Below are 19,886 nucleotides of genomic sequence, written 5' to 3' on the forward strand. Positions count from 1 at the left end.
CTTATTTACCCATCCAGGCTTCAACCACGGCACTCGACCTGACCGGGCTGTAGGTGAACGCGCACTCGGCGCGACGTTTGATCGCGACCGCCGGGTTACCCGCGACGATCGTGAAAGGCGCTACATCGCGGGCAACGACACTGCCCGCACCGACCACGGCGCCTTCACCGATGGTCACCCCCGGCAAGATGATCGCGCCCGTGGCAATCCACGCGTAATCGCCAATCACCACCGGCGCGACCTTCAACCGCCAAGCGGGATCGTCCACGCCGTGCGTGCCCGTCAGGATTCGCACACCGTCATTGATCGCAACATGCCCGCCAACCTTCACGGGGGCGTGCAATTGGATAAACGTGCGCTTGCCGATAAAACTGCCCGCGCCGATGCTGAAACGGCCGACGGCGCCTTCAAACTCCGCATCGTTGATCATCACCAGCGCACCGATAGTCGCGCCCTGTCGGCGCAGCCGGCACTGGCGGTGGTTGGCCTGGAGCAATCGGCTGAGCAGCAGCGCGCGCTTGGCCAGGTATTTCAACCCGGCGAGCTTGAACGGGCTCACCCTCAGCCGGTGCTGGAACAGGTAATTAATTAACACGGGCCATCCTCTGTTCAAGACGATAAAACCCGCGTTTGGCAAAGCAGAACAACACCCCTTCCGTGGCCACCAGCACATAACAGACACCCAGCAGTCCGAAGTCTTGAGCCAGGCAAAAAACCGCGAGCACACTGACCATCGACACCAACATGAACACCACGGCAAACGCCGAGTAGGAAGCGGTTGCCATCATGGCCACCCAGTAAACCTGCCACGCCACATGCGTCAGTGCGCCGACAATCAGTACCAGCATGACGGTTGCCGAGTAATCCGCCTTTCTGCCCGACCAGACATCGAATATCGACCCGCCGAATACCACGATCAGCGCACCCATCACACAGGCAATGGGCAGTGAAAACCTCAGCGCATAACGAATCATTTTCCTGACCAACTGGTTGTCACCGACGGAGAATGCATAAGAGATTTCCGGCCAGATCGACTGATTCACCACCGTGGAAAACTGCACCAACACCCTTGAGATCGTTCGGTAAAGACCGAATATCGCGGCATGGGCCGGTGACAGCAGTATCGACAACAAAATCGTCAGCCCTTGAACATTCAGCGCCAGCCCGATCGGAAAGGCCAAAGACGCCAGCGAGGGTCTGATCAAGGTGATGAACGCCCGCTTCCCGACCACCGAAGGATCGAAGCGCAAGCTGATGCCCAGCCGATCGGCCAGCAGATTCTTGACCACAATTCCGCTCGAACGGACGATCAACAGCGCCAGGCTGGTGGCAACCAGGCTATGGGTGAGATACGCGCACAGTAAGGCGGCCGACCATTCCAGCATCCTGATCACATTCATGATGAAGGACGACAAAGGCAGCGCCTTGGATGCGCGGTAACGTATCGAAACCATGTTGGTCAGCAGGCACAGCAACGAATACCCAGTCAACGCCGAGAGGATCAACACCCCATCGCCGCTCCGGATGGACTTGAGATTGAGCAGGCTGAACAGGTCGAAAAACGCCAGAGAGCCAACAGCCAGCAATAACACGCTAACCCCCACCAACAGTAAAAACGCAAAGCTGGTGCTGTAGACCGCACTGGCAACCTTCAACCGGCCTCGCTCATGCCATATCACCACCTTGCTCGAGGCGGCGGTGGTTACCCCAAGGTCGGATAACGCCAGGTAGGTGGGGATCGCAGACAGCACGACCCATTCGCTGTAGGCGCCAAACCCCCAACTGGCGATCAGGACCGGGACACTCACCAGTTGGATCAGCAGATTGACCACCTGACCAAACGAGTTGGCGCCAATGCCGTTGACGACTCTTTTAAGCACACTCATGGGAGGACCTATACCGTATTGAGAGGTCGCCCAATGGAAATGTACTCAATGCCTTTCTTCAGCACGCTGCCGGGGTCGAACAGGTTGCGTCCGTCAAAAATCAACGGCTGTTTGAGTTGCCGTTTGATCACGTTGAAATCCGGCGCCTTGAATGCCTGCCACTCGGTGACGATCATCAATGCATCCGCACCTTTGAGGGCTGCCTCCTGGGTGCCGCACAAGCGCAAGTCGTCGCGGTCGCCATAAATGCGCTGGGTTTCTTCCATGGCTTCCGGGTCATAGGCCTGCACCTTGGCGCCCGCGCGCCACAAGGCCTCCATCAGCACCCGGCTGGGTGCTTCACGCATGTCATCGGTGTTGGGTTTGAAACTCAGCCCCCAGAGCGCAAAGGTCTTACCCGCCAGCTCGCCGTTGAAGCGACTGGAAAGCTTGTTGAACAGGGTCTGTTTCTGTTCGGCATTACGCCGCTCCACGGCCTTGAGCAGCGTGGCATCGAAGTCGATGCCGTCGGCGGTCTGGATCAACGCCTGGACATCTTTGGGGAAGCACGAGCCGCCGTAACCGACGCCCGCGTAAAGAAACTGATAGCCGATGCGCGGGTCGGAGCCGATCCCCTGGCGAACCATCTCGATATCGGCGCCCAAGCGCTCGGCCAGGTTGGCCATCTCGTTCATGAAACTGATCTTGGTGGCGAGCAGGCAGTTGGCTGCGTACTTCGTCAGCTCGGCGCTGCGTACATCCATCACGATGATTCGGTCGTGATTGCGATTGAACGGCGCGTACAGCTCGCGCATGACCGCTTCGGCCTGTGGACTGGCCGTGCCGATGACAATGCGGTCCGGCCGTGTGCAATCGGCAACCGCACAGCCTTCCTTGAGAAACTCCGGGTTGGACACCACCTCGAAGCTCAAATCGCTGCGGTCGCGCTGAGCCAGCATGGCCGCAATACGCGCGCTGACCTTATCGGCCGTGCCCACCGGGACGGTGGATTTGTCGATGATCGTCAGCGCCGCGTCCATATGCAGACCGATGGTTTCAGCCACCGCCAGCACGTATTTGAGGTCCGCGGAACCGTCTTCGTCGGGAGGCGTACCCACGGCGATAAACTGCACTTCGCCATGCTTGACCGCGGCCACGCCATCGGCGGTGAAGTTCAGGCGACCGGCAGCACGGTTATCCCTGACCAGGGCCTCCAGGCCAGGTTCATAGATCGGAATATGCCCCTGATTGAGACGTTCGACCTTCGAAACGTCGATGTCGATGCAAAGCACGTCGTGACCGACGTCAGCAAGTACCGCGGCCTGGACCAGGCCGACATAACCGATGCCAAAAACTGTAACTTTCATAACGTTTCTCTTTGAACCTGCGGCCAGTGGTAAAAAGGCTGCTCGTTGGACGTCGATTGCCGGTAGCGCAAGATCAAACGCTGTCTGACTTGTAGTCGTAGTTGTAATAGCTGTAGGCGCCATAGCCGTATTTGGCGGATGAGCGTTTTTCGATGCCATTGAAAATCGCGCCTTTGAGCTCGATGCCACTTTGCTGATAGCGACGCATCGTCAACTCCACTTCACGCACGGAGTTCACTTCGAAGCGAGCCACGATCAGGTTGGTGCCCGACTGACGCCCCACGATGGTTGCGTCCGTCACCGCGAGAAACGGCGGGGTATCCAGAATCACCAGGTCATACAGCGCGCTGACCTGTTCGAGGAACGCGCTGAAATTGGCGTGCATCAATAGTTCAGAGGGGTTCGGCGGTACTTGCCCGCGCCCGAGGAAGTGGAGGTTGTCCACGGCCGTGTGGTGGATGGCTGCGGTGAGTTCGCAGTTTTTGGCCAGCACGTCAGACAAGCCGTTTTCAACCGATACGCCGAAGACCTTGTGCAAATAGCCTTTGCGCATGTCCACGTCGACCAACAACACCCGCTGCCCTGAATGGGCAACCACCGCCGCCAGGTTCGCCGACACAAATGTCTTGCCGACCTGCGGGCTCGGCCCGGAGATCATCAGGCGATTGTTAGCGGCTTCCAGCATGGCGAAATGCAAGCTGGTACGCAGGCTGCGCAAGCCTTCGATCGCTGGGTCCGAGGGGTGAGTCATGGCCAACAGTCGTGCGCCACCGAGCTGGTCTTTACGAAGGATTTTTTGATCCAGTTCTTTTTGTATCGTACTGAACGGGATCGCGGCATAGACCGGCAAGCCGAGCTTTTCCAGGTCATTCGGGTTGGTAACACCGCGGTTGAGCGCTTTGCGGAACATCACCAATGCGATCGCGATAAAGGCACCGAGCAGTGTCGCAATCACGATGATCAGCGCTTTCTGCGGCCTGACCGGGCTTCGCAAATCGACATCGGCGGTATCGATGAGCCGCACATTGCCCACGGTGCCGGCGCGCATCACGTCCAACTCTTGATACTTGTTCAGCAGCAGCGTGTAGATCTCGGTGCTGACCTTCAAATCGCGGGTCAGGCTCAGCAGCTCCTGCTGGGTGGTGGGCAGGCTCTCGACCTTCTTGGCCAACTCATTCTGGCGCTCGGTCAGCTCTGCCAATTGAGTCAGTAACGCCCGGTACACGGGATGCTGAGGGGTGAACTTGCGCTCTATTTCCGCCTGCTGCATCTTGAGTTCGGAGATGCTGGCATCCAACGCGACGATCTGATCCAGGATGGCTTTCGCTTCCAGGCTGATATCGATGGTCTTGTTGCGGATCTGAAATTGATTCAACGCCGCTTCCGCCTGCTCGACATCCTTGCGCACCTGCGGCAACTGGCCCTTGAGAAACGCCAGGCTTTGCGCGGCTTCTGCCGAGGTACGGTCAATGTTTTGCCGCACATAGATGCGTGCAACCTCATTGAGCACTTGAATCGCGTCGGCAGGTCGCGGGCTTTCCAGGGCCAGCCCGATAATCCCCGATTCCTTACCGCGTTCAGCCACATCCAGCAATTTCTGATAGCGCAAAATGGTGCTCAGGCGCGGTGAACGGACCACGCTGAAAGTGGTGCCGGGGTTGGCCCGAAGCTGTTCGACACGCAGCTTGATGCCATTGCTGTCGTAGGCGCGCCCCACTTGGCCCTCAAGCAAAACAGCCTCGTCCTGGTCCGACAGCGTGAAGCTGCCGCCATTGCCGGCGGTCAACGTCAGCTCCTGGCCCAGCAGTTTGGCGGGAAGGCGCAGCTCGGAAAACTTCAGCTCCTCACCACCCCAGGCGAAGCTGCTCAACCCCAACCACGGTGCAGCCACTGCCTCCTGTTCGGTGGGTTTGAAACGACGGGCAATAAAGTCCCCCAGCAATGGGAAATGCTTGGGTTTGACGTCAAGGTCCAGGTTCAGGTTATCGACGGCGGTCCCGATGGTGATCCGCGAGCGGATGAGTTCGATTTCGGTCACCGTCGGCGATTCTTTACCGAGCAGGCTGCCGACATCCGAGAAGCCCAGCATGTCGCCCTTCTTCGGTTCGACCTGAACTAACGCGGTCGCTTGATAGATCGGCGGCGTCAATACCGAATAGGCCGCGCCTAGGGCCATAAAGACAATACTGATTCCACCGATCAGCCATTTATGATCCAGTAGAGTACCCACCAGCGCCATAAAGTCTAAATCAGTGTCATCCGAATGGTGTGAAGTTACCGCAGTTGCTGATTGCATAAGTCAGTTCTTTTTCTTACAGATAGTCTAGGAATGGCACAGGGTGCAAGACGCCCGGCTCCATGCACGTACAACGGCTATACTCGACACACAAACGCTCACTAGAGCCTGACAACACAATCTTCTCAACACTTGACGCTCAACTCACGAGTCACTTTCCCAATATTCCAATAGAGGGTTCAAGCGATCATGTCCGACCTTAAATAACATTCAAACAACCTCAACCCGCCAACAACTGCGCCCACGCATCCGTCGCTTCCTCAATCAAGCCATACGCTTGTAGAAATGCCGGTTTGCCTTGGCGGTAAGGGTCTTTGATTTCTCTATTGCACTGCCACTTGCCCAGCAGGAATACTTTGCCCCGAGCCACCGGCGCGAGTTTGAGCACCTCCTCGATCTGCCACTGTTCCATCACAAGAATCAGGTCCGCTTCACTCACCGCCCCGCTCGTCAATTGCCGTGCCTGGTGGGGCTGAAAAGCATGCCCGTGTTCTTCCAGTACCCGCGAAGCCGTGGCTTCCAGCGGGTGTTGATGCAGCGCCGCCAACCCCGCCGAACTCACCTGTATATCGCTGGAAGCAAGTGCGGCACGCAGTAGATTTTCCGCCATGGGGCTGCGACAAATATTGCCGACACACACAATCAAAATCTTATTAAACACCGCCATCTCCCACGCGCCGCAAAGTACTCATGAGCCAAAGCAAAGAATAAATAACATCAACGCCAGCCAATAGCACCCTGAAACAAGCCAGGCAATTATGTTCACAGGCAATAAGTTTCGACCATCTCTTCAGCCGGACAATAAATAACATAACCACCTATTGACCGACTAAAAATAACATTCCCTTACTTTTGCGCCTCTTCATAATAAAGTGCCCACCGAGTACAGCAACGAGGCACGGCCATGAAAAGTTCAAAGTTACTGGTAGAGCGTATTGGCCTGTTCCCGTCTTCGGGAAACATTCATGTCAATGTCGACAACTCGACAACGGTGGTTGAGCGAATGCACATGTTATATGCCAGCAACTCTTTAGACTTCGACGAATCCGGTTCCGGGCTGTCCATGGTCTTCGCCGACTGGCGCTTCAAGTTGCAAGTCAGTAATGCCCTGTCCGTCTGCCTGTGCGTAGAGAGCCGTGGCGACCGCCATTTCATGCAAACCAAGACCGACGAGCTACTGGCGAACATCTTCAACACCGAGGGACGCCCATCAACCGGTATGCCCGTTCAAGACACGCCTCCACTCATTGCGCCTTGATCGGCCCGGAGCCGACGCGCCACGCGGGTTCCTGATGGGCGCGTGACGCCCCGGAGACGCTGACGGCGACATGGTTAAGCAGGTTCTCGGCGTTGTACTTGGGCACCAGCGCACTCAATAACACGACCACTGCCCCAGCGCCGATCAGCGATGGCGACACATTGACCTGCGCGACATCTATTCGCCACAAGAACGTCAGCGCGGCCACCGCGCCCAATAACCCGCCCGCCAGCGCCTCGTTCAGAGGGTGGATGTACGGCGCGACACAATAAGCACTGAACCAACCGGTGGCGATCAATCCGGCGAGCGCCGCGGGCCAGCGCAAGGCCGGGTTGAACTGGCGCGCCACCAAACTCATTGCCACGGTGACCACCAGGCATGTGTTCATGGCGTGGCCACTGAGCACGGCAATATCAAGGTGTTGAAACGAAACGCCCCAGCCCTTGAACAGCAACTTGCTGAACGCCACGATTGAATAAGTGCAAGCGACGGTGATGAGCCATCCCTTGAGCGCCCGCGGCGACGAATAGCGCAGCCACACAGCGATGACCAGCGCGGCCGGAATCATGACGGTAATACCGCCATAGTGTGCGAGTTCTTCGCGCATGAGTGACCCACCTGACCCAGCAATTTTCCGCGCCCATCAGACCTCAGGCCCAGGGAAAAAACAACGTTATCTAAGGTCAGGTTAAAGCCCTTGCCGCCCGCGCCCCTACACGCCCACAGGGGTCAAGCGGCGTTGCGGATCTTGTGCAAGGCGTCCGCCACCCACTTGCCGAACGCATCCACCGGCCCTTGCAGGTTACCGAGGAAGTGCGGGTAGATCAGCCACAGGTTCATCACCGGCTTGAAGTCCTTGAGCGGCATCACTGCCAGTTGCTCGCGGTGGGCGCTACGCTCCAGCAACGGGCGCGGCACCAGGCCCAGGCCCAGGCCGTCCGCCACCAGGCCCAGTTGCAGCTCGGTGCCGAAGGTTTCCAGGTTCACCCGCAACGCCAGGCCCTGATCGGACAAGGTGCGTTGCAAGCCGGCACGGAAGCCGCAGCCGTCCGGGTTGAGGATCCAGCCGTTCTGGTACACATCGGCCAGCTTGCACGGTTTCTTCGGCAACTGTGCCTTGGCGCAGACCACCACCAACTCCATCTTGCCGATGGATTCCCCCACCACGTTGTCCGGGAAGATCTTGCCGGCCGGGAACAACGCCGCCGCCGCATCCAGCTCGCCGCGTTCGATCTTGCCGACCAATTGGCTGCCCCAGCCGGTGGCGACCTGGGCGCGCAGGTCAGGGTATTCGGTGCGCAGGTGCTTGAGCGCATCGAGCAGCACCACGTCGCCGATGGTTTGCGGCACACCGAGGCGCAACAGCCCGGTGGGCGGCGCATCGGTGGCCACCAGTTCGCGCAGGGCATCCATCTCACGCAGGATCAGCCGGCACTGCTCATAGACGCGCGTGCCGATCAGCGTAGGCTTGAGGGGCTTGGTGTTGCGGTCGAACAGCTCCACGCCCAACGCCTGCTCGAAGTTCTGCACACGGCGGGTGATGGCCGGCTGGGTCAGTTGCAACGACTCGGCGGCATGGCTGATGGACTGGCACCGAATCACTTCGACAAAAGCATCGATATCGTCAATTTTCATTTGGGCCGCACATAGAAAACAGTCATTAAGATGTGTGCGAAGCATAGTTGCAGGCACGTTTTCTGGATAGCCCGGGCTGTGTTCGATAACGTCTAACACTATGCAGAGCGGTTCTAAATCACCTTCAGCTATAAGCTAATCATTAAAAAATAGCATATTAACTACAAACATTATGCTTAGATAAACCGATCAACAGTAGCCGATGGAAGTGTCATGACCCAGGCCAAGCACCCCGAAAGACTCAGGGCCTTCATAGGCGCCCTGGCGGAATTGATCGACGCTAATCCACGCGAAGGCGACCTGTTGCACCGTGGCGGCAAGCTGCTCGCGCAACTGGTCAGCCATGACGACTGGCTCCCCGACGAATACGCCCAACCCGACCCCGAGCGCTACCAGCAATTTTTGCTGCATGCCGATTCGCGCCAGCGCTTCAGCATCGTCAGTTTCGTATGGGGGCCGGGGCAAAGCACGCCGATTCATGACCATCGGGTCTGGGGCCTGATCGGCATGCTGCGCGGTTCGGAATTCTCCCAAGGCTTCGCGCGCGCCACCGACGGGCGCCTGGTCGCCGCGGGCCAGCCGATCCAACTGGTGCCGGGCCAGGTCGAGGCCGTGTCGCCCAAGGTCGGCGATATCCATCAGGTCAGCAATGCTCACCCCGATCAGGTGTCGATCAGCATTCATGTGTACGGCGCCAATATCGGTGCCGTGCGCCGCGCGGTGTACCAGCCTGACGGCAGCGAAAAACTGTTTATCTCCGGTTATTCCAACGCCTTTCTCCCGAACATCTGGGACTTGTCCAAAGAAAAGAGCCCTGCCCTATGAGCACCGTATCGCACCGCAGCTTTGCCCAGATTCGCCAGGCCCTGTTGGACCGCGAAGAAGTCGCCCTGGTGGACGTGCGCGAAGAAGCGCCGTTTGCCCAATCCCACCCGCTGTTCGCCGCGAACATCCCGCTGTCCAAGCTGGAACTGGAGGTGTACTCGCGCATCCCGCGGCGCGATACCCAGGTGACGGTCTACGACAACGGCGAAGGGCTCGCCAGCCGCGCCGCCGAGCGCCTGGTTGCGCTGGGCTACACCGCGGTCAGCCTGTTGGAGGGCGGCCTGGACGGTTGGCGCAACGCCGGTGGCGAGCTGTTTATCGACGTCAACGTGCCGAGCAAGGCCTTCGGCGAGTTGGTGGAGAGTGAACGCCACACGCCGTCCCTGGCCGCCGAAGAGGTGCAGGCCCTGCTCGACAGCCAGGCCGATGTGGTGGTGCTCGACGCCCGCCGCTTCGACGAATACCAGACCATGAGCATCCCCACCGGCATCAGCGTGCCCGGCGCCGAGCTGGTGTTGCGCGCCCGTCAGTTGGCACCGGACCCGGCCACCCGCATCATCGTCAACTGCGCCGGACGCACCCGCAGCATTATCGGCACCCAGTCGCTGATCAATGCCGGCGTGGCCAACCCCGTGTCGGCCCTGCGCAATGGCACCATCGGCTGGACCCTGGCCGGGCAGACACTCGCCCACGGCCAGTCGCGCCGCTTTGCGCCGACCGACGAAGCCCATCGCCAACTCGCCGCCCAGGATGCGCGTCGAGTGGCCGACCGGGCCCGCGTCGGCCGCGCAAGCCTGGCCGACCTGCAACGCTGGCAACAGGACACGACGCGCACCACTTACCTGTTCGATGTACGCACCCCGGAAGAATTCGACACCGGCCACCTGCCCGGCGCCCGTTCCACCCCGGGCGGCCAACTGGTCCAGGAAACCGACCATGTCGCCAGCGTGCGCGGTGCGCGATTGGTGCTGGCCGATGACGACGGTGTGCGGGCGAATATGTCTGCGTCCTGGCTGGCCCAACTGGGCTGGGAAGTGCATGTGCTGGATGACCTGCAACCGGCACACTTCAGTGAAACCGGCGCCTGGATCGCCCCGGTGCCCGCCGCGCCCCAGGCCGAACTGATCAGCCCGCAGACCCTGGCCGAGTGGCAGGCCCATGGCGACACCGTGGTGCTGGACTTCACCGCCAGCGCCAACTACGTCAAGCGCCACATCCCCGGCGCCTGGTGGGCCCTGCGCGCGCAACTGCCGCAAGCCCTGGCCAAAGTGCCGAACGCCGAGCGCTACGTCCTGACCTGCGGCAGCAGCCAACTGGCGCGCCTGGCCGTGGCCGAAGTCGAAGCCCTCACCGGCAAACACGTGTTCCTGCTGCAAGACGGCACCGCCGGCTGGATCGCCGCCCAACTGCCGCTGGAAACAGGTGAAACCCGCCTGGCCTCGCCGCGCATCGACCGCTACCGCCGGCCGTATGAAGGCACCGACAATCCCAAGGAAGCCATGCAGGCCTATCTGGATTGGGAGTTTGGGCTGGTGGAGCAATTGGCTCGGGATGGGACACATGGGTTTTATGTGATCTGAGTCTGCCACCAGCGCGGGCTGCGTGTGCATAGGCAGACGCGGCCGCATTCGAAATCGCTGATGACCCGCCGTCGACGTTGATGTCCGGGCGAGCCGCCAAATGTGCGTCGACATGGAAGAACGGCTTGTAGGTTGTTAGTTAAGCACCAGTGTGTTTTTCAGGCCCGTCCACTGCGCGTTTTCGAGATCACCCATGGGCTGGGCCTTGATGTAACTCAGGGCAAGCAGTTGGCGAGTGCCAGGTACGATCAGCCCTCACTGATACTGATAAATGCGTTCGCCACCTCTGCTGAACTGGTTGTGGACCTCGAGGGCGTCAACATCTTGCCTGGCACCGACGCGAACATTTTGCAGTGGTTGGTAGCGTAGTTCCTGAACCTGCTGCTCAAGCTTTTTTCAGTTGCTCTGTAAAGTTACTGCGCAGGGTTTCTCCATCAGCGAGCACGGCACGGGTGATGATCAATGAAGTGCTCAGGTCGGCTAATTTCAGAATGTTGATGGATGAGTCTTGAACATCATCAGTGGGCAGCGTGAATTGCAGTTCGTTGAGTCGATAGGTCATGGTGGGTGGGTTGCTCTGCCTGCCAGTAGTAGATTGGCTTGGGCGACATCAAGTTGGCAGTAATATCAATTCGGATTTTTATGATGCACGTCAAAGCCATCAGGGACTTGGCCTTTTGTCATTCTATCTACCCCTGCCCGGCCATATTTTTTAAGCGATTTTGGATCTTTTGCCACTTTCTTCAGATACTTTTCCTTAGCTCCGCCTTTTTTCCAAGGTTGGCACGCATCTTCTTGATTTCACTTTTCGTTCTCTTCTGATAAGCAGGTTTCAAGACCCCAGGGGGTCAATCCACATGAATGGATTAGGTGTGTACTGATGGAAATTGAGTCTAAAAATCATACACCTGATACGCAGCAACAAACCCGTTGTCGACGGTGAACGAATTGGGGCTGTTATGGGTTTTGTACTTATCTGACAGACGTGCTTGTACTTGTGCAATGCTTTCTCCAATGGTTATTCCACCGTTCGAAACTTTTGGTACTATTGCGTTAGTCAAATTCATAACCACCTCTATTTCGGCGCGTCCACTAATGCCCTGCCTACAAAAACTGGGCTATCGACAATTTTTTCGTATTTTACAAAATCTGTTGGGGCTACGCGTCCTTGGACTTCCCCATTCCGGTACACCTTCCAATAGCTGGATTAGTGGTCGCTTCCGCCCGGATGGTGGGCCGGGACATCTTTGCTTCCGAATTTTGTGATCCTAGTAAACTGCGTGTGCTGAGTCTTGTTGGTGTTAAAATTTGTGATGCTTTTGGTATAGCCTTTTTTCAATAACGACATTTCAACTTGCTGAGGCGTTTTGCCGAAAAGCTTGCTCTCCCACTTTTTAGAAATGTTTTTCCCTCCATTAAGGGCTTTAATGCAAGTTAACCCGAGAGGGTCTACCCATTCAATCGGGTTAGGCGCGAATTGGTATAGATTTAGTCCCCCCGCCAAGCCAATCGGATCCGGCGTCGTAAACCGCCCCCTAGAAGTCAATAATTTACCTGGCAGATCGTACACACTATTTTACCCATGAGGAAAAATCAGAAATATAGATTTCATCTAATCTTAGATTTGCGGGGATATCTTGAATACTGTCGGCAATTTCATCGAAAGGTGAAGGTATTACGTATGAAATACCGAAGTCGTCCTCTAGGATGAGGAAGCCATTGAAAATGCGTTGTTTTTTTGATAGCTCAGCTATTTCATAAAAAAACATGCCAGCCCTGAATGTTTTCCGGTACGCACCCTTGTAGTTCTTATTGCAACCCAGCGAACATATAGCACCGTCAGCCTTGGTAGTAATAGTTATTGTATTATCCACCCAATAAGCCGTCCTGATTTCGCTATCAGGCAAAATATAGTTTTTAACTACGACCTCATGGTACTCATACAGCTCTTTAAGGTAAATAGAAACATTGCTATTGAGTACAATTTTCGCGAGAGACTCCCCGGATTTTATTTCAGCATTGAAGTCAATCATTTATAAACTCCCGTTCATTAGTGCGCCATCGACATAGACTGGAGAATCTTTGATTAAATCGTAATTTTTAAATCCTCCGTGACCGATTCGGCCAAAAACCACATCTTCCCCCGATTTATTTACTTTATAAATCTTCCAGTAGTCGTTGCCGTGAATATTTTTTTGGCTTTTATTTCCGCCCGGGTGATAATCCAGCTTATATATGGATCCGGATTTTGTAGTTCGAGAAAATTGAACGTGCTGAATGGCATCAGGTCTGCCAGCTTGAGGATAACTTTTAGTCCAGCCACGAGTGCTTAGATAGCCGTCAAGGTCAGCAGATTTCTTGCCTGTCAACTTATCAATCCAGCGTTTGGCTATCGTAGATTTCCTGGAAAAACCCTTCGATGAGCCACAGTTTAATCCTATAGGGTCGACATATCCAAAAGGGTTTGGTGCATATACGTATAAGTTAACCCCACCCATCAACCCAATCGGATCCGGCGTCGTAAATCGCCCCACATCCGGATCATAAAACCTGAACGTATTGAAATGCAGCCCCGTCTCCCGATCCAGATACTGTCCCTGAAATCGCAGGTTCTGCTCTTCAATGTAATAAGGCTCACGCACCTCCTCCAGCGTATTGCCCCACACCCGATAAGTCGCGCGCCAGACGTTGTGCCCGTCGCCTTCGGTCAATTGTTCCGGCAAGCCGTTGAGGTCGTTGTGGTAGTAGCGGATTTTTTGCAGCGGGCCGATGCCGTCGACTCGCGCTAAGGGTTCGTAGCCTTCGTCTGCGTAGACGTAAAGGCTGGTCTGGCTGTGTTTATGCTCCTGCAACAGACGCAGGCCATCCCAGGTGAACCGGGTTTCTCCCAGCGCATAACCCCGGCTGTCGTGTTCGGTTTTGGTGATGCGTCGACCGAGCGGGTCGTAGGTCATGTTCACCAGCGTTTCGCGCCCGTTCTTCTGGCTGCGTACTTCGATCAAGCGGTGTTCAGCGTCGTAGGCAAAGCGCTGCAAACCTCGTGCGGCGCTGCGTTTTTCGATCAGTCGGCCAAAGCCGTCATAGCGGTAACGCTTGTCCTGATAGGTCAGCAGTTTGTTATGCCGTACCCATCCGCCCCTTACTTGCGGACCGTCGAGTAGGTTGGCGGCGGCGTCGTAGGCGAAGGTTTCGCGCTGGCCTTTTACGTTGTCCTGGCTGGCGATGATTCGAGCGGTCGCGTCGTAATGCAGTAACTGGTGCTGGCTTCCTTCCCGGCGGCCGATCAGGTTGTCGGCCGGGTCGTATTCGAAGTTCTTTTGGTGGGGCGGCGGCAGTTGCCAGGGCTGGCCGGTGGGGCTGCGTTTGCGCTGGCGCAGGCGACCGCTGCGGTCGTATTCGCTGCGGGTGGTGATCTGGCCTTGGGTGCGCAGCACTTCGCGGTGCAGGCGGTCGCGTTCGAAGTCGCTGATGACCTGGCTGTCGAGGTTGAGCTGGTGCAGGTGGCCGCTGCCATAGTAAAGGCGATTGAGCCAGCGGCCGTCGGGCAGTTGGGTTTGGATCAGGTTGCCGAGTTCGTCGTAGTGATGGTTCAGGCTGCCAGCGGCGCTTTGTTCGGTAAGCAGTTGGCCTAGCGGGTCGTAGGCGAAGGCCAGCGCCTGCGTAGTCTCATCGTTGCCGGTGAAAGTGACGGCGGTGAGTTGGTCCAACGGGTCGTAGGCGTATTCGGTACGGCCGTCGTCGGTTACTTTCGCCAGCAAGCGCCCGACGGCATCGCGCTCCAGGCGATGCACTATGGAAGACACATCATTCAAGGGCACGTATTCGACGGCGGTCAGGTTATCCACGACGTCATAGGTGTAGCGCCGTGCGCTGCCATCGAGGTCTTGCTGTTGTGTGAGACGATCGCCCTGGTCCCAGGCGAAACGGTATTTTTCGCCGTTTTCGTTGGTCAGGGTGTGCAATCGGCCGTAGGCGTCGTAGCGGAATTCGATCTGCCGACCATGGGCATCAATACGCTGGCGCACCTGCCCGCGACGACTGTACTGGTAGCGGGTGGTGCTGCCGGCGGCATCCGTGAAGGCGACCAGTTGTCCGCGGGGATCACGCACGTAGCGTTCGGTGCGGTCTTCGGGCATTTCGACGAGCAGTAGGCGCCCTTGGGGGTCGTGGGTATACCGAACATGTTCGCCGAAGGCATCGATGACGGTGCGTAAGTGCCCGCGCCGGTCATATTCGAAACCCGTCGGGTAGCCGGAGCAATCGGCGTGGTGTGTGAGCTGGCCGAACTCATTCCAACGCAAGGTTTGGCTCTTGCCGGTGGCATCGATGATTTCCACTGCTTGGCCAAAGCGGTCGTATCGATAGCGCGTTGTCTGACCAAGGGGATCGATTTCGCTGACGCAGTTGCCACGCGGGTCGTACCGGTATTGCCAAACCTGTCCGGCGGCATCGGTTTCCACCAACGGCAGCGACCAATGCTCCAGCCACACGGTGGATTCGATACGCCCCAGCGGATCTTGCGTCTCGCACAGGTTGCCGGACTCGTCGTAACCGAACGTCCACTGACCGCCCTGAGGGTCGGTGGCGCCGAGCAACTGGCGCTCGTCATTCCAGTCGAATTGCCAGGTTTGGCCGAGGTTGTCGGTGTACTCGGTGATCTGGTACTGGGCATTCCACCGACGGGTGCTGAACCGTTGCAAGCCATCGGTAATCCGCGTAGTTCCGGCGTGTAGGTCGTAGTCGAACAGGTAGTCGTCGCCCTCGTCGGTCCAGTGTCGGACCACGCGCCATTCGGCGTCTTCCACACAGGCCCACTGGTAATAGCAACGCAGTCCGGCGGGCCGTTGGTGCTCGACCATGCGCTGGCCGCTGTCGTAGGCAAAGCGGCGCTGCACATGCCCAATTGCATCGCGAACTTCGACCAGGTCGCCAGCGGCATCGTAGTGGTAGCTGACTAACACTTCGCGGCTGTGATCGGGGAACAGGCGGTCAATTTGCCCGACCCGGCCGGGCCATTGCAGGCTGTAGCCCAGTTCGATTCGTACATCATTGAAGGAATCGCGTAACTGGCTCAGGCGACCTTGGGCGTCGTAGTCGAGGAGGATGCGGTTGTCATTGCGGTCTCCCAACTGGCTCAGCCGCAGGTGCAACGGGTTGCCTGGTGCCGGCTCAAACAACCTGTAGAGCCCGTCGACGCTTTCAATCAGCACCTGCCCGTTGACATGGCGCCGCACGCTCAGGCCTTCGCCTGCGCTGAACACCGCACCGCCCAAGGGGATCACGCCCATATCGATCTGCCGGGCCTGTTCGTCGGTGTAGATCAGACGCTCGCCGCACTCAGCAAGCCCCTGCATTTCGACGAAAACCTCGTAGATCACACTCCAACCGGCGCCGAACAGGCCATCGCGGCGTTCGTCCCGACTGCTGTAGTAGCGCTGCCACTCGATCGGCAACAGGCCAGGCAGGGTGAAGTCCAAGTCGTCTTCACCGTCGAGAATTTTCGCCCCCGTGGCGCTGTGTACCGGGTTGGGCGAACCGGCGACCGCCGAGGTAATGGCATTGCTCACCTGGCTGCTGCCCCACGACACCAGCCCGCTCACCGCCATGCACGGCAGCTTGCTGAAAAACTTCGCGCCACCGCCGCGCAACGTCAGCAGCGCCGTCACCGCCAGCCCGACACCCGGCGTCTTGCCGCTGCGAATCTCGCGAACCACCACGGGCGCTCCGCCGATGATCACATTCGGTGAAATCTGTACCGTCCCAACCTTGGCCTCGCACGTGCTGCGATCCCCACTGCGCACGGCGGGCTGGCCGTTGATAAATACGCGACTGGAACCCTCGGCCATGTATTGGTCTGGCATCGGCGGGTGTTTATCGCAGTCGACTTTATCGCCAGGACAAGGCACGGCGCCCAAGGCTGGCGTAGCGACTGTCGGGCGCCATAGCTGAGAGAAAAAGCCTTCAGCGATATCCAGATAAGTAGGCTCACCCTCTGGCGCTGCGATTACATCCGAGATCTTGCCAGCCGCCCGCGCCGCGGGTTTGCCGTTGATGAATACGTTGGGCGAACCGCTGCTGATGAAGGCGTCGATGACGGGAGGAAACAGGGCATTGGCGAAAGACTCACATAATCGTGAGAGGCCTTTATCCGCGCCGGATTTGCTCATGCCGACGCCGACCACCACACCGACGACGGCACCCAGTACCACGCAGCCAAGGCCGCCAGTCGCCACGGTGACACCCGTCGCCGCAACCACCGCCGCTGTCGCCAATGCGGTCACGGCCACGCTGGCCGCAATCTCCAGGACGCCGCCTAACACGTCGGCCAGCATGGAACTGTGCAGAAGCGCATCGCCCTCGCGGGCAGCCCAAGGCGTGTCAGTCATGCGCAACGATCCGTGTCCGAAAGGACCGGGATCAAATCACGCGGTGGTTGCCTTGCTCAGGTGAGACTTTCCGATGCGCTCGTAGGAATGCTCCGAATCAGCACCCAAACTAAATGCATATAGGGAATAATCACAAATAAGATAATCAGTTATTTTAATAATTAACATATAACCAAAAAGAACTTCACAGCAGGTTTTTATGGGAATAACGTTAACCCCTCACCGACCCCTTCTCCAGGCGGAGGTAGCCGAACCCTTTCTTGATCTGCCTGGAGCCTGCATCCCATGGTCTTTGCCTCCCCGTTCAAACGCCTGTTCCTGGGCACCGCACTGGCCTTCGGCCTGAGCACCGGCGCCCATGCCGCCGACCTGCAACCGCTGCGGGTGGCCAATCAGAAATCGACGATCAAGGCGCTGCTGGAAGTCTCCGGCGAAGCCAAGAATGTGCCCTATGAAATCCAGTGGGCGGAATTTCCGTCCGCCTCGCCGCTGGGTGAAGCCTTGAATGCTGGCGCCGTGGATATCGGTGCGCTGGGCGATGCACCGTATGTGTTCGCCCTCGGTGCCGGTGCGGCGCTCAAGGTGGTCAGCATCATCCACGCCGACGGGCGTAGCACCACCGCCCTGCTGGTGCCGAAGGACTCACCCATCAAGACCGTGGCGGACCTCAAAGGCAAGCGCATCGTGACAGGCCGTGGCTCCATCGGGCATTACCTGGCGATCAAGGCCCTGGCCAGCGCCGGCCTGACCACCCAGGACGTGCAGTTCATTTTCCTGCTGCCCAGCGAATCGCGCCTGGTGCTGGACAATGGCAGCGCCGATGCCTGGTCGACCTGGGACCCCTACACCACCGTGGTCACCTCACAAAGCCAGGCGCGGATCGTGGCCAGCGGCAACACGCTGTTGAGCAACCACCTGTACCTCGCGGCAACCAGCCAGGCCATCAGCGAAAAACGCGCGCAGCTCGACGACTTTGTCGCACGCGTCGACCGCGCCTACGCCTGGGCCAATACGCACCCCAACGAGTACGCCGCCGCCCAGAGCAAAATCACCGGGCTGCCGCTGGCCGTGCATGTGGCCGTGGCCAAAGAGACCCACCTGACCCCGGTACTGATTGACGACGCCGTGATCAGCGGCCTGCAAGCGACCGCCGACACCTACCAACAAGAAGGCCTGCTGCCCCGGCACATCGACGTGTCGCAGGGTTTCGACAAGAGCTTTAACGCCAAGCGTGCCCCCCAAAACCAAGCATCGCGTTAACAGGAGCAGAACATGAGCAAGCCACGTCAATTGAAACTCGGCGCCATGGTTCACGGTGTCGGCCACGGCTGGGGCGAATGGCGCCACCCACAGGCGCAACCGAATGCCAGTACGAATTTTGCGTTCTACAAGCAGCAGACTGAACTGGCCGAAACCGCCAAGTTCGACTTCGTGTTCATCGCCGACAGCCTGCACATCCATGCCAAATCCAGCCCGCATTACCTCAACCGGTTCGAACCGCTGACCATCCTCTCGGCCCTGGCCGCGTTGACCACGCACATCGGCCTGGTCGCCACCGTCACCGTCAGCTACACCGAGCCCTACCAGGTCGCACGCCAGTTCGCCTCGCTGGACCACATCAGCGGCGGCCGCGCCGGCTGGAACGTGGTCACCTCGTGGCTGAGCGGCACCGCCGATAACTTCGGCAAGGCCGAGCACCCGCCACATGCGGTGCGCTATCGCATCGCCAGGGAACACCTGAATGTGGTCAAGGGGTTGTGGGACTCCTGGGAGGACGACGCCTTTGCCTACAACAAGCAAAGCGGTGAGTTCTTCACCCCGCACAAGCTGCACACGCTGAATCACCAGGGCGAGTTTTTCTCGGTGAAAGGCCCGCTCAACATCGCCCGTTCGCGCCAGGGCCAGCCGGCGATTTTCCAGGCGGGCACCTCGGAGGACGGGCGCAACTTCGCCGCCGAGCATGCTGATGCGATCTTTGTGCATGTCGACAGCATCGAAGACGGCCTGGCCTACACCCAAGACCTCAAACGCCGCGCCACAGGCTTCGGCCGCGACGCCGACAGCCTGTCGATCCTGCCGGGTATCCGCCCGATTGTCGGCCGCGACGCCGCCGAAGTGGAACGCCGCTATCAGCAGGCAGTGGACCTGGTGACCGTGGAAGATGCGATTGTCGCCCTCGGTCGCCCGTTCAACGACCACGACTTCAGCCAGTACCCGCTGGACGAACCGTTCCCCGAGTTGGGCGAGCTGGGTTCCAACAGCCAGAAAGGCGGCTCCGACCACATCAAGCAACTGGCCCGGGACAAAGGCCTGACCCTGCGCGAAGTGGCCTTGCATTTCTCGCGGCCCAAGCGTGATTTTGTCGGCACCCCGGAGCACGTCGCCGATACGATCCAGACCTGGTTCGAGACCGGCGCCAGTGATGGTTTCATCGTCAATTCGGTGCTGCCCGATGGCTTGCAATACTTCACCGAACGGGTGGTGCCACTGCTGCAACAGCGCGGCCTGTTCCGCAGCGAATACAGCGGCCAGACCCTGCGCGACAACCTCGGCCTGGACGTACCGGCCAACCGCTACAGCGTCGCCGCCGAGGTCGAAGCACAGCAGGAGGCATTGGCATGAGCGAATCCCTCCACATCGGGGAGCCAGCCCGCTGCCCGATTTCTGACCGAGT

The 19,886-nt window shown here is 58.5% G+C and carries 14 protein-coding genes and 2 pseudogenes; 5 read left to right on the forward strand and 11 right to left on the reverse strand.

Going from position 1 to position 19,886, the window contains the following annotated elements:
• Position 1: 1 nt before the first annotated feature.
• The 5 genes from ACVWZP_RS08645 to ACVWZP_RS08665 all read right to left on the reverse strand — a co-directional run bounded on the left by ACVWZP_RS08645 (position 2) and on the right by ACVWZP_RS08665 (position 6,189).
• On the reverse strand, positions 2-595 hold the full coding sequence (locus ACVWZP_RS08645) for an acyltransferase (protein ID WP_288078433.1): 594 nt from the start codon (positions 593-595) through the stop codon (positions 2-4).
• Positions 585-1,886, reverse strand: a complete 1,302-nt coding sequence (locus tag ACVWZP_RS08650; protein ID WP_057004824.1) for a lipopolysaccharide biosynthesis protein — start codon at positions 1,884-1,886, stop codon at positions 585-587. The genes ACVWZP_RS08645 and ACVWZP_RS08650 overlap by 11 nt, the downstream gene beginning before the upstream one ends.
• An 8-nt stretch (positions 1,887-1,894) precedes the next feature.
• A complete protein-coding gene (locus ACVWZP_RS08655) occupies positions 1,895-3,232 on the reverse strand; it encodes a UDP-glucose dehydrogenase family protein (protein WP_046383840.1) in 1,338 nt (445 codons plus the stop codon).
• A 73-nt stretch (positions 3,233-3,305) separates the two neighbouring features.
• The gene (locus ACVWZP_RS08660) at positions 3,306-5,528 is read right to left on the reverse strand and encodes a polysaccharide biosynthesis tyrosine autokinase (protein ID WP_457369672.1); all 2,223 of its coding nucleotides are present in this window, start codon (positions 5,526-5,528) and stop codon (positions 3,306-3,308) included.
• Between the two features lie 220 nt (positions 5,529-5,748).
• The gene (locus tag ACVWZP_RS08665) at positions 5,749-6,189 is read right to left on the reverse strand and encodes a low molecular weight protein-tyrosine-phosphatase (protein WP_169850583.1); all 441 of its coding nucleotides are present in this window, start codon (positions 6,187-6,189) and stop codon (positions 5,749-5,751) included.
• A 243-nt stretch (positions 6,190-6,432) separates the two neighbouring features.
• Here ACVWZP_RS08665 and ACVWZP_RS08670 point away from each other — a divergent pair, with 243 nt between their 5' ends.
• Positions 6,433-6,786, forward strand: coding sequence for a phosphomannomutase (locus ACVWZP_RS08670; RefSeq protein WP_226926240.1), 354 nt, complete (start codon positions 6,433-6,435; stop codon positions 6,784-6,786).
• Here ACVWZP_RS08670 and ACVWZP_RS08675 read toward each other — a convergent pair.
• A complete protein-coding gene (locus ACVWZP_RS08675) occupies positions 6,773-7,393 on the reverse strand; it encodes a hypothetical protein (RefSeq protein WP_046383843.1) in 621 nt (206 codons plus the stop codon). The genes ACVWZP_RS08670 and ACVWZP_RS08675 overlap by 14 nt on opposite strands.
• A gap of 122 nt (positions 7,394-7,515) precedes the next feature.
• Positions 7,516-8,421 carry a LysR family transcriptional regulator gene (locus ACVWZP_RS08680; protein ID WP_046383844.1) on the reverse strand — a complete coding sequence of 302 codons (906 nt, stop codon included), beginning with the start codon at positions 8,419-8,421 and terminating at the stop codon, positions 7,516-7,518.
• A gap of 213 nt (positions 8,422-8,634) precedes the next feature.
• On the opposite strand from ACVWZP_RS08680, the gene ACVWZP_RS08685 reads away from it, so the two are divergent.
• Positions 8,635-9,246 (forward strand): cysteine dioxygenase family protein, encoded by a 612-nt coding sequence (locus tag ACVWZP_RS08685; RefSeq protein ID WP_046383845.1) that lies wholly within the window; start codon positions 8,635-8,637, stop codon positions 9,244-9,246.
• A complete protein-coding gene (locus ACVWZP_RS08690; RefSeq protein ID WP_457369673.1) occupies positions 9,243-10,826 on the forward strand; it encodes a rhodanese-related sulfurtransferase in 1,584 nt (527 codons plus the stop codon). Before ACVWZP_RS08685 ends, ACVWZP_RS08690 begins: the two co-directional genes overlap by 4 nt.
• A gap of 135 nt (positions 10,827-10,961) precedes the next feature.
• Here the strand turns inward: ACVWZP_RS08690 and ACVWZP_RS08695 are convergent.
• The 4 genes and pseudogenes from ACVWZP_RS08695 to ACVWZP_RS08710 form a co-directional block, all read right to left on the reverse strand.
• A pseudogene (locus ACVWZP_RS08695) lies at positions 10,962-11,388 on the reverse strand (DcrB-related protein).
• An 860-nt stretch (positions 11,389-12,248) separates the two neighbouring features.
• Positions 12,249-12,360, reverse strand: a pseudogene (locus ACVWZP_RS08700) (RHS repeat-associated core domain-containing protein); the annotation flags it as partial.
• 37 nt (positions 12,361-12,397) lie between these two features.
• A complete protein-coding gene (locus tag ACVWZP_RS08705; protein ID WP_457369674.1) occupies positions 12,398-12,859 on the reverse strand; it encodes a hypothetical protein in 462 nt (153 codons plus the stop codon).
• Positions 12,860-17,212, reverse strand: a complete 4,353-nt coding sequence (locus ACVWZP_RS08710; RefSeq protein WP_457369675.1) for an RHS repeat-associated core domain-containing protein — start codon at positions 17,210-17,212, stop codon at positions 12,860-12,862.
• 285 nt (positions 17,213-17,497) lie between these two features.
• Between ACVWZP_RS08710 and ACVWZP_RS08715 the strand changes: the two genes are divergently transcribed.
• Both ACVWZP_RS08715 and ACVWZP_RS08720 read left to right on the forward strand, forming a co-directional pair.
• Entirely contained in the window at positions 17,498-18,472 is a 975-nt protein-coding gene (locus ACVWZP_RS08715; RefSeq protein ID WP_046383849.1) for an ABC transporter substrate-binding protein, read from the forward strand.
• Positions 18,473-18,484: 12 nt separating this feature from the next.
• Positions 18,485-19,834: an LLM class flavin-dependent oxidoreductase gene (locus ACVWZP_RS08720; RefSeq protein ID WP_046383850.1), complete on the forward strand. Its 1,350-nt coding sequence runs from the start codon at positions 18,485-18,487 to the stop codon at positions 19,832-19,834.
• Positions 19,835-19,886 lie beyond the last annotated feature (52 nt).

Source organism: Pseudomonas sp. TE36184, from assembly GCF_054060055.1.

Coding starts and splice junctions, on each gene's coding strand:
- ACVWZP_RS08680 (WP_046383844.1), bottom strand. CDS start 8,421: ATGAAAATTGACGATATCGATGCTTTTGTCGAAGTGATTCGGTGCCAG.
- ACVWZP_RS08655 (WP_046383840.1), bottom strand. CDS start 3,232: ATGAAAGTTACAGTTTTTGGCATCGGTTATGTCGGCCTGGTCCAGGCC.
- ACVWZP_RS08660 (WP_457369672.1), bottom strand. CDS start 5,528: ATGCAATCAGCAACTGCGGTAACTTCACACCATTCGGATGACACTGAT.
- ACVWZP_RS08705 (WP_457369674.1), bottom strand. CDS start 12,859: ATGATTGACTTCAATGCTGAAATAAAATCCGGGGAGTCTCTCGCGAAA.
- ACVWZP_RS08690 (WP_457369673.1), top strand. CDS start 9,243: ATGAGCACCGTATCGCACCGCAGCTTTGCCCAGATTCGCCAGGCCCTG.
- ACVWZP_RS08720 (WP_046383850.1), top strand. CDS start 18,485: ATGAGCAAGCCACGTCAATTGAAACTCGGCGCCATGGTTCACGGTGTC.
- ACVWZP_RS08715 (WP_046383849.1), top strand. CDS start 17,498: ATGGTCTTTGCCTCCCCGTTCAAACGCCTGTTCCTGGGCACCGCACTG.
- ACVWZP_RS08685 (WP_046383845.1), top strand. CDS start 8,635: ATGACCCAGGCCAAGCACCCCGAAAGACTCAGGGCCTTCATAGGCGCC.
- ACVWZP_RS08650 (WP_057004824.1), bottom strand. CDS start 1,886: ATGAGTGTGCTTAAAAGAGTCGTCAACGGCATTGGCGCCAACTCGTTT.
- ACVWZP_RS08670 (WP_226926240.1), top strand. CDS start 6,433: ATGAAAAGTTCAAAGTTACTGGTAGAGCGTATTGGCCTGTTCCCGTCT.
- ACVWZP_RS08710 (WP_457369675.1), bottom strand. CDS start 17,212: ATGACTGACACGCCTTGGGCTGCCCGCGAGGGCGATGCGCTTCTGCAC.
- ACVWZP_RS08675 (WP_046383843.1), bottom strand. CDS start 7,393: ATGCGCGAAGAACTCGCACACTATGGCGGTATTACCGTCATGATTCCG.